This is a genomic window from Sunxiuqinia dokdonensis (assembly GCF_001270965.1).
Taxonomy (GTDB): domain Bacteria; phylum Bacteroidota; class Bacteroidia; order Bacteroidales; family Prolixibacteraceae; genus Sunxiuqinia; species Sunxiuqinia dokdonensis.
Genome location: NZ_LGIA01000148.1, coordinates 1 through 13,055 on the forward strand (window position 1 = coordinate 1; position 13,055 = coordinate 13,055).

A 13,055-nucleotide genomic window follows, 5' to 3' on the forward strand; every position below is an offset into this window, starting at 1 on the left:
ACCTGTTGATAACCAGTGATTTATTTTGTTTTTAAGGATTGACTAAATAGTCATTCATGGTCATTCAGTGGTCATTCAGTGGTTTCTAACGATCGATGACAATAATTGACAGCAACGACAAAACAAATCGTTTAAACAGACAATCATATTTGAAGAGTAACCTACGAAGCTTCAGCCAGAAGTTGGATGGCTTCCTGCTTTAAAACCGAGGGCAATTGAATTTTACGCCGCTCGATGCTGAGCAGCCACTTGCGGATTTCTTCGCTATCCAAAGTATAGAGCACATCGCGAAATTCATCAATTTGTTCGTCGCGGTATTCGTTTGGATTGACTCCCTGGTAACGGTCCAGCTCTTCATCTTCGAAATAGACGATTTCATCGGGATTTTTCAGCATCTCTTCAAAATCGCACACCTCGTGCGCACCGCAGCAGTCCAGGGCAACATTCACTCCTTCATCGCTTGCATCGGCTTCCGGATCCTTTTTCCCAAACCGATTCGACAGCCAGGTTCCAACGACCAACAACACGAACAATCCAACAATAATTCCTACTAAAACCAGCATAACTTATTTCCTTCCTTCATCGAAATAAACAACTCAAACCAAAGAGCGTTGAAAATCAAACTCCTTTTTTTGAATGAATTGGCTGGCAAAGTTAGCATGAAAAATAAAATTCCTGATGAAATCATCTTCTGAATTAGCGATTTATTTTCATGCTGATCCGCATTCGTTTTCAGGCTTGTTTTTGAGATTAATGACCTCGCAACGATTAGCCTTCTGGCCAAATCAATGCGCTAGTGGGATAATCAATATCCGGCAAAGGCCTTAAAGGAAATCAGCGATTCGATTTAAGTCGTCAACTTTATCTTGATAGCCCAGCGACTGATAACTTTCGATCAGGCTTTCCAGTAACTTTTTAATCATGATTTTGTCTTCGCACGGTTCATAGAAATCGTCTGTTCCAAACTGTTCGTTTCTGTTCAGAAAAAAATCAACCTCTTTTCGTCCAATGATAGCGCCCTTGTTGGACGGATTGATGTAGAACAAAATGGAAGACTTATAATCACTGCCGTGAACTTCGCGTGCCAGTTCAGGATCAATATAGGCCAGCAGGGGTGTTTTGGGGAAGTTGATAAACTGAACCGGAAATTTCAATTCGCGGGCAATCAAGGCATATAAAACAGCAACCGAAATGGCATTGCCTTTTTTCGTTTCGAGCAGCTGGTTGATGTAGCAATTTTGTGGTGAATGCAGGTGGCTTAGATTCACCGAAAATTTGTTGGTGTCGTAAAAAATGTGGTTTAATACGGTGATTTTCTCAAGCGAGGTCAGTTTATTGTTGATCTCAAGCCAAACATCATTTGAAATCTTCTGAATTTTTGACTTGATCGTTTTCAGCTTCAGGTCGGGATATTGATATTGGCTAATCAGGAAAAAGCCTTCGAACAAATCGACTTGTTTTTGATTGCCCCAGTTCAGGATTTTGGTTCGGGTTTCGGCAAATTGGATTTGTTGAATAAGATTTTCAATCCGCGACTGAATCAGTTCGTCCAGGCTGGTCTCCCATATTTGCTCCAATTGCTGAATTATTCGCCCGTCTTCGCAAAGCAGTTGTTGTTCAACTTCGTGAAAAACTGCTTCGTCCGGGTCATCCAGTAAAGCGATCAATGCCTGCAGTCGTTCATTTTTCATCCTCTATCATCACGATTAAGTGGTTAGTTTGTCTAAAACCAACTGAACCAGTTTTTTCATATGTGGGTGGTAATTTTCGCTGGCTTGTTTTGTTGTTCGGTTGGCAATAATCAGGCAAACGGTTAATGCCTCGTGCCCAAGCAAAGCAGAAAGCCCGTAAATCGCCGAGCATTCCATTTCATAGTTGGTTATCTGAAAATCATTATAATAAAAACACTCAATTTTTTCGTTTAAATGCGGATCGGCGGTTTCCAATCGAATAACCCGGCCTTGAGGACCATAAAAGCCCGGGGCCGAAATGGTTACGCCTGCGTGAAAGCTGTCGTCTTTCATCAGTTGGTACAAATAGTCAGATGAATCAACGACGTAAGGTTTAGCCAGATGCGGATTCCATTCGGTGTGAGCAATGAAATTGCGTTCAAAGTCGAGATCAGAGATAAGCGCCCTGTCGGCGTAGAAATTCAGCAAACCATCAAATCCAATCGCTTTTCGGGATATGACATACGAATTAACCGGAAGGTCTTTTTGTAAGGCTCCCGAGGTTCCAATGCGAATAATTCTGAGTGAGCGTTTTTTCTCGCTGATCTCTTTTGTGTGCAGGTTGATGTTGACCAGCGCATCCAGCTCATTGAGAACTATATCGATGTTGTCGGTTCCAATGCCGGTTGAAATTACGGTTATTCGGGTATTGCGGTAAGTTCCAGTGGTCGATACAAATTCGCGGTTTGCAATTTTAAATTCGGTGCTGGAAAAATGAGATGCGATTAAGTCAACGCGGCCTGGATCTCCAACCAAAAGAACGGTATCCGCTACTTGTTCTGGTTTTAAGTGGAGGTGAAAAATGCTTCCGTCCTCATTAATAATCAATTCTGAAGAACCAATCATATAAATATGTTTTTTTGGTCAGGTCAAATCTAAACAAAAAAAGTTGATTTAGCCAAGGCCTTGTTATTATGAATCAGCTATATTAACAGCTTTTTACTAAGATTTAACTGTTTATTCGAGGAAATCTTTAAAATTCTGTTACATTTACTTTCTAGTCAATTTATAAAAATTATACCAATGGATTTCAATTTCAAAAAGTCTTATTTAATTATCGCAGGTGTTGTTGTCGTTGTACTGTTGTTTTTCGGAAGCAGCATGTTTATTACCATTCAGCCCGGTGAGCGCGGTGTTATTTTCCGTCCGTTTAGCTCAGGTTTAGACAAAGAGAGTATTTATATTCCGGGTTTTCACATTGTAGCTCCCTGGAACACTTTGTTTGTTTACGATGTGAAAGAGCAGGCCCGGGAAGAAACAATGGATGTGCTGGATAAAAACGGATTGTCGGTAAATGTTGATGTGTCCGTGCGTTTTAACCCAATGTATGACAAGATCGGTTACCTGCACGAGGTTTTTGGAACACGTTATATTGACCAACTCATTATTCCTGAAGTTCGGTCGTCGGTGCGACAGGTTGCCGGGCGTTTTACTGCCGAGGAAATTTACTCGACCAAACGTAGTGAGGTAGAGGCTTCAATTATTGAGGAAACCGGAAAGATTCTTGAGAAGAACAACATTGCCATGCGCGCGTTGTTAATTCGGTCGATCAACCTCCCGGAAAAAATAAAGGCAGCTATTGAAACCAAGCTCGAAGAAGAGCAAGCTTTTTTAACCTACCAATATACTTTGCAAACAGCAGAGCAAGAAGCGGAGAAAAAGCGTATTGATGCGGAAGCGATTGCCCGTTACAATCGAATTATTGATGCATCGCTGACGTCCAGCATTCTAAAGCAACGTGGAATAGAAGCTACTTTGGATCTGGCAAAATCGCCCAATTCGAAAGTGGTCGTCATTGGTAGCACCAAAGATGGATTACCGCTGATTTTGGGAAATAACTAAAAGCAAATCCCCATATAAGCCGGCAAGCCTGATTGGTTTGACCGGCTTTTTTATTCAAAAAAGATGAAGAAAATTATCAATGTACATCGCCATGATGATCCGGAAGTTTACCGATGCATTGGCTGCTCACCGCATAATCCAATCGGTTTGAAACTGGAGTTTTGGGATGATGGCGAAAGTATTATTTCGAAGTGGAACCCACGCCGCGAGTTTGAAGGCTGGGTGGAGGTACTGCATGGCGGAATCCAGGCTACCCTGTTGGATGAAATTGCTGCCTGGGTGGTTTATACAAAATGCAAAACAGCCGGCGTTACAGCCGAATTAAAGGTGAAATACAAAAGGCCGGTTTTTACAACCCGGGGCGAAATTTTAATGAAAGGGCGGTTGGTGGAAATGAATAAGCGATTGGCTGTTATCCATGCGCAGTTGTTCAATGCTGAAAATGAACTTTGCGCAGAGGCGGATGTCAAGTATGTCATTTTTTCGGAGGAAGTAGCCCGCAAAAAATATCACTACCCGGGCATTGATGCTTTTTACGAATAGAAATTATCAGGAGTTTGCGGCTGCCGGTCGTCTTTAGGCCGGATCAAGTTCCTCAATCATCGGAAACCATGGAGCGATGATGGAGTTTGACCTTGAACTTTGAATGGTGTCGGGTTTGTCATCAATCACCGGAGCTTCTTCCTTTGGTGCTGCTTCGGGTTCCGGAATCTCGATTTGCTCAACGGGAGCCGTAATGATGACACTATCGGTTGCAAATGGTTGTTCAAGTTCAACCTGGTGTGTTAATTTCAGGCCTAACAAATAAAAAATGGAAGATGTGAGAATAATTAACTTCATAACTGAATGATTGAATGCAACCAAAATTAGGTTTTTTTAATTCAGGTTTTGGTGATTTATCGACGAACAGCCTGTTTTTTTCTTTAAAAAATGTTAATGAAGCTTCCAAAAGCTGATTTCTTTTATGCATTTGGCCGGCGGGTAGTCAAAAAGGACACATGATGTGTTGCCGAATTCAAAAATCTGCTCCAAAATAGTTGTTTTTTTATTGTATGATTTACTCTGCTCGTTTGGCCAAAAGTTCGTTTTCATTGGGACTTTTAAAGTCGTGTTTTGGGAAAACGATACCAGCATCGGCCCGAACGCGATCCAGTATTTCCAATTGGTCAAGGGTGATTTGAAAGGACATCATGTCGCTTTCAATTTTGCCTGCATCCAGACATTGCATCACGTGGGCGGCTTCGTACTGGTAGCCTTTTCCTTCAATTGGTTCAACCGGAACCACTTCTTCAAGTTCCATTCCTTTTTCCCAAATGCTGATTTGCGCATTGGCGAACCAGCGTTTATTGAGTCGCAAATAACCCTGTTCGCACCAGTATTCGGTTTGAATGGACGAATGAGACGCGAAGCTTGAAACCAACGATGCCATCGCGTTGTTGGCGTATTTAAAGCTCATGATGATGCTTTCTTCGCAGTTTGTAAATCCAAATTGGGTGTGGGTTTTTATTTCGGTCGGTTTCCCCAGTGCCATCAGCGAGGCAAAAATCGGGTAGATTCCGATATCTAAAAGTGACCCTCCTCCAAGGTCAATATTATAAAGCCGCTGGCTGGCATCTTTTTCGGCATTGAAAGCAAAGTCGGACCGCACCATTTTTAGTTTGCCCAGCTTTTCCGACTCGAGAATCTCCGTTGCTTTCAGAAAGGCTGGCTGAAACCGTGTCCAAAAGGCTTCCATCAGAAAGGTGTTGTTTTCTTTGGCACAGGCAATCATTTCGCGGGCTTCGCGGGCGTTGATGGCGAAGGCTTTTTCGCAAAGGGTGGCTTTTTTGTGTGTGAGGCAAAGCAGCGCGTGTTCGTGATGATGAGAATGGGGAGTGGCAATATAAACAATGTCCACTTTTGGATCTTCCACCAATTCGGTATAGCTGCCGTAGGCTTTTTCAAAACCTATTTCGTTGGCAAATTGCTGTGCCCGCTTCAGGTTTCTGGATGCGGCAGCGTAGAGCACGGCATTGGGAAGCAGTTTAAGGTCTTCGGCAAATTTGCGGGCAATTTTTCCGCAACCCAGAATTGCCCAGCGATATTGTTTTGTCATGATGATCGATTTTTGGCGAGCAAGATAAACAATATCACACGAACTTTTCGAAAAAAAACAATTTCGCTTGATGCTAAATCAGGGAGTCAGCTTTTTCAGTTCGAAAATGAAGGCCTGAAGTTCTTTCTTATAAAATTCAAAATAACTTGTCAGGTCGTCAATTTTTTCAAGAATGAAATCGTTCAGTTCATCATCCGTGGAAATATGAGCCATTTTATCCAGGAAATCCCAGCGATGACTTTCAAACCAATTTTCATCACGCAGTTTCCGGCGGCCTCCATAGCGGCTAAAGTAGTAAATGTAAACGTCACTTACATGGTACAAACTCGGATCCTCAAGTAAACGGTTGAGCCCCCCCGAAACGGATCGTAGCAAAAGCCAATACCGATTAAATTCTTCACTGAATTCACATAGGTACTTTAGGTTTTTAATTTTGACGTAGAACTCGTGGATTTCGTGTTTGATCAGGTTGGTTTCAAGTTCATCAATCACATCCGGAATTTGAGTAACAAATTCTTCTATGAATTCATTCTTTAATTCAGGATCAGCATTATTTTTTGTAATACCGTACGCTTGATTGAAATATTTATAAAACCTTTCCGCAGGAGTCATATTGTATGCTATTGGTAGGCTAATGTCAGACATTTATTCTTAATCGTCAATAAGTTATATCAAGGAGTTATTGAATCAGTACTTTTGGTTAGCAATGTACCACATACACTGACCAAAATAAAGTGCATCTTTTCGATTATGGGACAACATTTTCAAAAACAAGCGAAAAACCATTAAAAATCGATCGGCGTTTTCTTGGGTTGCCAGCCCGATTTAACAAGATTTTGCGCATGTCCTATTGTAGAACATAAGCAAAATGCGAATTGTTTATGCCGAAAGCGAATCCGTGTCATCGAATTTCAAAAAAATGATTGCTGACTTGCTTTTAGTTTGAACTCGGTCTAAATTTGGGACCTCGCAAAATCAATAGGCATGCACTCAAAAAAGAAGGTTCACCCGAACGAAAAATCGAACTTGCACCCGCGCAATAAAAACCGCGGCCGTTATGATTTTGGTCGGTTGGTTGCTGCTTGTCCGGAACTGGCTCCTGTTGTAAGGCAGAATGCTTATGGGGACGAATCGATAGATTTTGCTGATCCTGAAGCGGTTAAAGCGCTGAACAAAGCCTTGTTGGTTGCGAGCTACGGATTAACTTATTGGGACATTCCTGATGGTTTTTTATGTCCTCCGGTTCCGGGGAGAGCTGATTACATCCATCACCTGGCTGATTTGCTGAGCCGGGACAATGGAGGACAAATCCCCACCGGTTCATCCGTCCGCTGTCTTGATGTTGGCACCGGAGCCAATGTCATTTATCCGATTATTGGTGTGATGGAATATGGGTGGACATTTGTAGGCTCCGATATTGATGAACATGCATTGGAGTCGGCCCGTAAAATTATTCTTCAAAATTCAGAATTGACCGGAAAAATCGACTTACGCCAGCAAACGAATTCCAACGATATTTTCAGGGGGATCATTCAACCCAACGAACGGTTCGACCTGACTGTTTGTAACCCGCCGTTTCATGCTTCGCAAGCAGAGGCTGAATCGGGAACCATGCGTAAGCTTCGGAACCTGAATAAGGCGACCAGCGGGAAATCGCAGTTGAACTTTGGTGGCAGGCATCATGAATTGTGGTGCGAAGGCGGCGAGGCAGCCTTCGTTCGGAAAATGATTCAGCAAAGCCGGCAATTTGCCACTTCTTGCTTGTGGTTTTCCACTTTAATGTCGAAACAGGAAAAGCTAAAGGGTGTCTATCGCGCGCTCCGGCAGGCTGAAGCCAAAGAAGTTGAAACCATTCCGATGGGGCAGGGCAACAAAACCAGCCGGCTGGTTGGCTGGACATTTTTAAGCAAAGCCGGGCGGCAGGAATGGGTTAAGAAGAGATTTTTGAAGATATGAAAGGGTCGTTAGTTCGTTTTTTTGACAAACTTGGTCAAAATCACAATTTGCTGGCCGTTGACGCGGCCTTCAATTTGCTCCGGATTGTCGTGTACAATGGAGATTCCCCGCACCGCTGTTCCGCGTTTGGCGGTGAAGCTGGTTCCTTTCACATTCAGATCTTTGGTCAGCACCACGGTATCGCCAGCCTGAAGCGCTACGCCATTGCAGTCCATGTGTTTGGCCTGCTGGCCAAGGTCGCTGTCTCCTTCGCCGTTTGCTTTGGCCCAGGCCAGTACGTCGTCTTCCAGGTAAAGCATGTCCAGCAGGTTTTGCGCCCACACTTCGGCTTTCAAGCGGTTGAGCATGCGCCAGGCCATCACCTGAACAGCGGGCTCCTGGCTCCACATGCTGTCGTTCAGGCAATGCCAGTGATTCATATCAATGGCTTCCGGGTTTTCGATCTGCTCCAGGCAACGATCGCATAAAAGAATGCTTTTCTCCACCGCGGTATGGGTTGTTGGTGGAATCTCATAAGCACGCAATTCGTTGGTTGAACGGCACAATTCGCATGTTGATCCGCTTCGCTCGTGTAGTTTCTTCTCCAGGCTCATCTTCGACAATGGTGTTAAATGGGTTCGATATTTTATTTTTTGAAGGGCCCAAAGATAAGCCAGAAAAATCGAAAGGAGGCCATCCTGCTTCTTTATTTCACGCTTCTCGGCCATTCCATGGTCTTTGGCAAGTGTTCCACGGTTCTTGGCAAGTGTTCCATCCTCCTAGTGGACAAGTCCGCGAAGACCGTGGAACAGTCTATGATTACCGTGGACAAGGAAATAGCATTCATGGAACAGTCCGTGCTCTTCGGCAAGTATTCCATGCTTATCATGGAACAGTCCACGAAGACCGTGGAATAGTCCATCGTTATCGTGGAACAGTCCATCGTTATCATGGACAAGTCCACGGACATCATGGAATCAGCGATCCCCAACTTCAGCTGGGGCAGGAGCACCATCATTAGCCCCCGGATTCATCCGGGGGACACGAAACAGCCTGCAGCAAGCGGGCTTTAGCCCAAAACCTATTTGGCCACTCAGCGGGTTTGCCCCCCAGCCGAACGCTTGCGAGTGCGGGCTTCACTCGAAGTGAAACCCTCACTATTCCAAACTCGGTTAGATGTCCAATTTACTTTTCTCCAGGGTTATATTTGAAATAGTATAGGTGGTCCATTGTGCGAATATGTGCCGGGATTTCGCGGATGCGAGTGCCGACCACATCCACCAGCATCAGGTTTCGGCAGCTGCTTAGGTTGGGCAAATCGGTCAAGGCTGCATTGCCGGTCAGATGCAGCTGTTCAAGTTTGGTGCAGTGGGAGAGTAGCGAGTTTACTTCGATCAGCTTGTTGTTTCGGACAGATAAAATCCGCAGGTTGGTCAGGTTGTTGATCCAGTTTGGCAGCTCGGTCAGCTGGTTGTTGTCGAGGATCAGCACTTCAATGCCCGGCAAATTGGTGCTGATCGGCACTTCCTGCAAATTTTGATAGCTCAAATCCATGATTCGTTGGGGAGTACTCGTTATTCCGCGTCCTTCAAAGAGTTCTACCGGATTGCTTTCCTGCGAAAACACGGATAAACTCAAAAGAAGCAGCATTATGGGTAACAGTTGTAGTCGTTTCATCTTTCTAAATCATTGTTTCTGTATCAATAACGTATTAATCTGGCATTTCGTTTCTTAAAGGTTTATTTTGGTTGTGTGGACCCGAATGGCACTTCGGCGGGGGCGTTGCCCCAAACCCCAGTCCCTTTTTTGCCTTGATGCCAAAAAGGAACCAAAAAAGATCAAGGCTGACGATGCTTTGGCTGGAAAACTACGGATCAGTCACCCCCCGAAAACCAACTCCGATCCTGAATACAGGATCGTCAAACAGGGTTTTCTTAGCCAGTCCCTTCGCTGTTTCCTTCCCTTGATTTCCAAAGCCAAACCCTCGTAGGCCACCTAAGCCCGCTTGCTTGAAGGCTCTTCTTGCGCCTCCACGATCCAGGACGAGGGGGAAAAAGTGTAAAAAACAAAAAAGGAGGCCAAATGACCTCCTTTCTTGTTTGTATGAAAAAATCTATTTTGTCTTGTCTGGTGCCTCCGGCACAGGCGGCAGCGGTTTGTATTCTGTTTTCACTTTCTCCTTGATCACTTCGATGGCTTTTTCCAACTGGGCATCCTTACCCAGGTATTCCTGGTGTGGATCATTGTCCAGTACGATGTCCGGATCAACACCGTAGCCTTCAATGATCCACTCGCTTTCCTCTGATGAATAAGAGGCGAATTCGGGCTTGTTCAGTTCAGCGCCGTCAATAAAAGGAAGCGATCCGCTGATGCCAACAACACCACCCCACGTGCGTGTTCCTATGACGGTTCCCAGATTATAGTGTTTAAAGGCGTAGGGGAATAAGTCGCCGTCCGAGGCCGAGTAGCGGTCAATCAGCAGCACTTTTGGGCCAAGCATCATTTGCCCGGGAACCGGCGTTGGATGCGTCGCGTTGCGTCGAATGTTGGCTCGCTGGGCCACCCGCTGCAAGCGCTCAATCAGCATGGGCGAAACATTGCCGCCGCCGTTTCCGCGGTCATCGATAATCAGGCCTTTTTTGTTGAGCTGCGGATAAAATAATTCGGTGAACTGATTCAGTCCGTTCATACCCATGTCGGGCACGTGAATGTATCCCACTTCGCCGTTGGTGGCTTCATTCACCTTCTTAATGTTGGTTTGAACCCAGTTGTAATAGTACAGGTTCGACTCATCAGCGATTGGTGTCACCAATACCTGGCGGGCACCGCTTTCCGACGGATTGCTGTTCAGGGTCAGCTCCACTTCCTTGTTGGCTTTTCCAACCAGCAGCGAAAACAAATCCCGGGTGGTTTGTGTGCTCACCCCATCAACGGCGATGATATAGTCACCGGGTTTGGCGTTTACACCTACTTCTTTCAGCGGTGAGCGCAGGCCTTTGTTCCAGTTGGCTCCGTTCAGTATTTCATCAATTTTGAAATAGCCTGAGGGGTCTGCACTAATCTTGGCTCCCAGCAATCCGGTTTCAATTCGCTTGGGTTCCGGCCGGTCGCCACTTTGCACGTAGGCGTGCCCCACATTCAGTTCGCCAATCAATTCGCCAATAATGTAGGTCAGGTCGTCGCGGTGGCGGGCATGCGGAACCAGCACGGCGTATTTCTGGTGCATCGCTTTCCAGTCCAGCCCGTGCATGTTTTCAACGTAGAAGAAGTCACGCATTTGCCGCCAGCTTTCGTCGTAAATCTGTTTCCATTCGGCCTGGTAATCCACCCAAACCTTCATGTTCGACAGGTCAATGGTTTCTTCCAAGTTGACTTTTGAAGTGGGCAGATCGATCACGCCCCATTTGCGGTCTTGCACCACCAACATTTTATTGTGGTTCGCGGAGATACCAAAATTGAATTTTCCCAAAACCGTTTCTTTCTTCTTATCCAAATCATACAGTTTGGCATTGCGATCGTCGCTGTAATCAATGTAGTAAACCTTGTCGCCCACACAGGATACATTGTAATAATTTGAAGCAGAAATTGGAAGTGAAACAATCCGATCGGCCAGTCCGTCGAGGTCAATCTTTACGGTTTTGTCATCCTGTTTTTCATCGGCTTTGTCGTCTTTTTTATTCTTTTCTTCCTTCGGCGCTTCTTCCACTTTTACGGTGTCATTTTCCGGTGCAAATGGCGATTTGGTTTCATCCGATAAAATAGCCAGGTAAATGCGCGACATCTTGGTGTAGGCGTGATTCCACTCGGTTTGGCTGTAGGTTGGGTTGAAATCGCGTGCCGAAACAAAGACGATGTATTTGCCATCGCTTGAGAACGATGGAGAACCGGAGTCGTACCAGTTGTCGGTTACTTCGTGCAGGTCTTTGCTATCCACCGAGTAGAGCATGATTTTCGAGAAGCGGTTATCTGACGACTCCGCAAACGTAATCCACTTGCTGTCGGGCGACCAGTTGTAGGCTCTGATTAAACCGTACTCGGACGTTTGAACTGTAGTTACTTTTTTCGAGTCGATATCGACATAGCGAAGCCGGTGCTTGCGGTCGGACCACATAATTTTTTTGCTGTCGGGCGACCATTCGAGGCTGAACTTGTAAGTGTCCGCATCTTTGGTTAACTGAATGGGTTCGCTATCGCCTTGCTGATCCTGAATGTAAACTTCAAACTCATCGGACTGATCACTCAGGTAGGCAATGTATTTGCCATCAGGTGACCAAACGGCACTTCGTTCGTGTGCTCCCGGTGTTTTGCTCAGGTTATAGGTGATTCCTTTTTTTGCCGGAGCATTGAACACCTCGCCACGGGCCGAAAAAACAACACGCTCGCCGTTGGGCGAAACATCGCCATCGGTAATTCGCTTTGAGGCATCTGTCCATTCGTTGCGGGCATAGATAAAATCGTTGTCAATTTGAACCGGAACTTTCACTGGTTCCTTGTCGGTCACATTCATTTTATAGAGGTAGCCGCCGTTTTCAAACACAATGTAATCGCCGCCAATTGAAGGGAATTTGACATCGTATTCGGTAAAATCCGTCACTTTCTCAACCGCTTGGGTTTTGGTGTTATACACAAAAATATTCATCGTGCGGTCGCGGTCCGACAGAAAGAAGATCTCATCGCCGGCCCACATCGGAATAATATCCTGCGCCTTATTGTCGGTTAGGTTTTTAACTTCTTTTGAGTTGAAGTCGAACAGCCAGATGTCGTCGGCCATGCCACCTTCGTAATATTTCCAGGTACGAAACTCGCGGAAAACCCGGTTGAAGGCCAGTTGATTTCCATCGGGCGAGTAGCTTAAAAAACCACCTTCGGCCAAGGGGAGCTCTGTTGATAAGCCACCTTCGACCGGAACCTGGAACAGTTGTCCTTTAAACGAGTTGAAGCTTTGCTTGCGCGAGCGGTAAACGATGTTTTTGCCGTCCGGCGTCCAGCTCATCACAATGTTGTTTGGGCCCATACGGTCCGAAACCTTGTCGCGGCCCAGGGTGGCGGTGTGCGTTAGTCGTTTGGGGCTTCCTCCGCTGGCTGGCATGACAAACACTTCGGTGTTGCCATCATACTGCCCGGTAAAGGCCAGCTGGCTTCCATCCGGTGAAAACCGGGCAAACAGCTCGAAGCCCACATCGTTGGTCAGCTTGCGGGCTGTGCCGCCGTCGGCATCAACAGAATACAAATCACCAGCATAGGTAAACACGATTTGATTGCCGGAAATGGCAGGAAAACGAAGCAGCCTGGCTTCGTCGGACTGCGCCGAAACGAGATTGATTCCCAGCAGGAATACAAAAACAAATGAGAGATAAATTTTAAGCATACGGATTCAATTTAATTTATATGATTAAGGTTGTAAGTGCGTTCAATAAACTATAGGTATCATTTGGTCGTTTCAATTACACGAT

General features: G+C 45.5%; 12 protein-coding genes. 3 read left to right on the forward strand and 9 right to left on the reverse strand.

Features of this window, described 5'->3' with window-relative positions; translation table 11 throughout:
• Positions 1-161: 161 nt before the first annotated feature.
• From NC99_RS08915 to NC99_RS08930, 3 genes are all read right to left on the reverse strand, one after another.
• The gene (locus NC99_RS08915) at positions 162-563 is read right to left on the reverse strand and encodes a hypothetical protein (protein ID WP_053182528.1); all 402 of its coding nucleotides are present in this window, start codon (positions 561-563) and stop codon (positions 162-164) included.
• Positions 564-824: 261 nt separating this feature from the next.
• On the reverse strand, positions 825-1,691 hold the full coding sequence (locus NC99_RS08925; RefSeq protein WP_053182534.1) for a transglutaminase-like domain-containing protein: 867 nt from the start codon (positions 1,689-1,691) through the stop codon (positions 825-827).
• Between the two features lie 15 nt (positions 1,692-1,706).
• Positions 1,707-2,576 carry a nucleoside phosphorylase gene (locus NC99_RS08930; RefSeq protein WP_053182537.1) on the reverse strand — a complete coding sequence of 290 codons (870 nt, stop codon included), beginning with the start codon at positions 2,574-2,576 and terminating at the stop codon, positions 1,707-1,709.
• A 177-nt stretch (positions 2,577-2,753) separates the two neighbouring features.
• Here NC99_RS08930 and NC99_RS08935 point away from each other — a divergent pair, with 177 nt between their 5' ends.
• Complete coding sequence (locus tag NC99_RS08935; protein ID WP_053182540.1) at positions 2,754-3,572, forward strand: prohibitin family protein; 819 nt, start codon at positions 2,754-2,756, stop codon at positions 3,570-3,572.
• Between the two features lie 63 nt (positions 3,573-3,635).
• Positions 3,636-4,115, forward strand: coding sequence for a PaaI family thioesterase (locus tag NC99_RS08940; protein ID WP_053182543.1), 480 nt, complete (start codon positions 3,636-3,638; stop codon positions 4,113-4,115).
• A gap of 33 nt (positions 4,116-4,148) precedes the next feature.
• Here NC99_RS08940 and NC99_RS08945 read toward each other — a convergent pair whose 3' ends face one another.
• The 3 genes from NC99_RS08945 to NC99_RS08955 all read right to left on the reverse strand — a co-directional run bounded on the left by NC99_RS08945 (position 4,149) and on the right by NC99_RS08955 (position 6,279).
• Positions 4,149-4,412, reverse strand: coding sequence for a hypothetical protein (locus NC99_RS08945; RefSeq protein ID WP_053182546.1), 264 nt, complete (start codon positions 4,410-4,412; stop codon positions 4,149-4,151).
• Between the two features lie 217 nt (positions 4,413-4,629).
• Complete coding sequence (locus NC99_RS08950; RefSeq protein ID WP_053182549.1) at positions 4,630-5,667, reverse strand: Gfo/Idh/MocA family protein; 1,038 nt, start codon at positions 5,665-5,667, stop codon at positions 4,630-4,632.
• Positions 5,668-5,745: 78 nt separating this feature from the next.
• A complete protein-coding gene (locus tag NC99_RS08955) occupies positions 5,746-6,279 on the reverse strand; it encodes a hypothetical protein (RefSeq protein WP_053182552.1) in 534 nt (177 codons plus the stop codon).
• A 372-nt stretch (positions 6,280-6,651) separates the two neighbouring features.
• Between NC99_RS08955 and rlmF the strand changes: the two genes are divergently transcribed.
• A complete protein-coding gene (rlmF, locus tag NC99_RS08960) occupies positions 6,652-7,623 on the forward strand; it encodes a 23S rRNA (adenine(1618)-N(6))-methyltransferase RlmF (RefSeq protein WP_053182555.1) in 972 nt (323 codons plus the stop codon).
• Positions 7,624-7,631: 8 nt separating this feature from the next.
• Here rlmF and NC99_RS08965 read toward each other — a convergent pair whose 3' ends face one another.
• The 3 genes from NC99_RS08965 to NC99_RS08985 form a co-directional block, all read right to left on the reverse strand.
• Positions 7,632-8,330: a PhnA domain-containing protein gene (locus tag NC99_RS08965; protein ID WP_204374954.1), complete on the reverse strand. Its 699-nt coding sequence runs from the start codon at positions 8,328-8,330 to the stop codon at positions 7,632-7,634.
• A 457-nt stretch (positions 8,331-8,787) separates the two neighbouring features.
• On the reverse strand, positions 8,788-9,279 hold the full coding sequence (locus tag NC99_RS08975; RefSeq protein WP_157624726.1) for a leucine-rich repeat domain-containing protein: 492 nt from the start codon (positions 9,277-9,279) through the stop codon (positions 8,788-8,790).
• Positions 9,280-9,715: 436 nt separating this feature from the next.
• Positions 9,716-12,970 (reverse strand): S41 family peptidase, encoded by a 3,255-nt coding sequence (locus NC99_RS08985; protein WP_053182570.1) that lies wholly within the window; start codon positions 12,968-12,970, stop codon positions 9,716-9,718.
• Positions 12,971-13,055: the final 85 nt, after the last annotated feature.

What these genes read in the sequence shown, in the direction of transcription:
- NC99_RS08915 (WP_053182528.1), bottom strand. Translation starts at nt 563, where the DNA reads ATGCTGGTTTTAGTAGGAATTATTGTTGGATTGTTCGTGTTGTTGGTC.
- NC99_RS08925 (WP_053182534.1), bottom strand. Translation starts at nt 1,691, where the DNA reads ATGAAAAATGAACGACTGCAGGCATTGATCGCTTTACTGGATGACCCG.
- NC99_RS08930 (WP_053182537.1), bottom strand. Translation starts at nt 2,576, where the DNA reads ATGATTGGTTCTTCAGAATTGATTATTAATGAGGACGGAAGCATTTTT.
- NC99_RS08935 (WP_053182540.1), top strand. Translation starts at nt 2,754, where the DNA reads ATGGATTTCAATTTCAAAAAGTCTTATTTAATTATCGCAGGTGTTGTT.
- NC99_RS08940 (WP_053182543.1), top strand. Translation starts at nt 3,636, where the DNA reads ATGAAGAAAATTATCAATGTACATCGCCATGATGATCCGGAAGTTTAC.
- NC99_RS08945 (WP_053182546.1), bottom strand. Translation starts at nt 4,412, where the DNA reads ATGAAGTTAATTATTCTCACATCTTCCATTTTTTATTTGTTAGGCCTG.
- NC99_RS08950 (WP_053182549.1), bottom strand. Translation starts at nt 5,667, where the DNA reads ATGACAAAACAATATCGCTGGGCAATTCTGGGTTGCGGAAAAATTGCC.
- NC99_RS08955 (WP_053182552.1), bottom strand. Translation starts at nt 6,279, where the DNA reads ATGACTCCTGCGGAAAGGTTTTATAAATATTTCAATCAAGCGTACGGT.
- rlmF (WP_053182555.1), top strand. Translation starts at nt 6,652, where the DNA reads ATGCACTCAAAAAAGAAGGTTCACCCGAACGAAAAATCGAACTTGCAC.
- NC99_RS08965 (WP_204374954.1), bottom strand. Translation starts at nt 8,330, where the DNA reads ATGGCCGAGAAGCGTGAAATAAAGAAGCAGGATGGCCTCCTTTCGATT.
- NC99_RS08975 (WP_157624726.1), bottom strand. Translation starts at nt 9,279, where the DNA reads ATGAAACGACTACAACTGTTACCCATAATGCTGCTTCTTTTGAGTTTA.
- NC99_RS08985 (WP_053182570.1), bottom strand. Translation starts at nt 12,970, where the DNA reads ATGCTTAAAATTTATCTCTCATTTGTTTTTGTATTCCTGCTGGGAATC.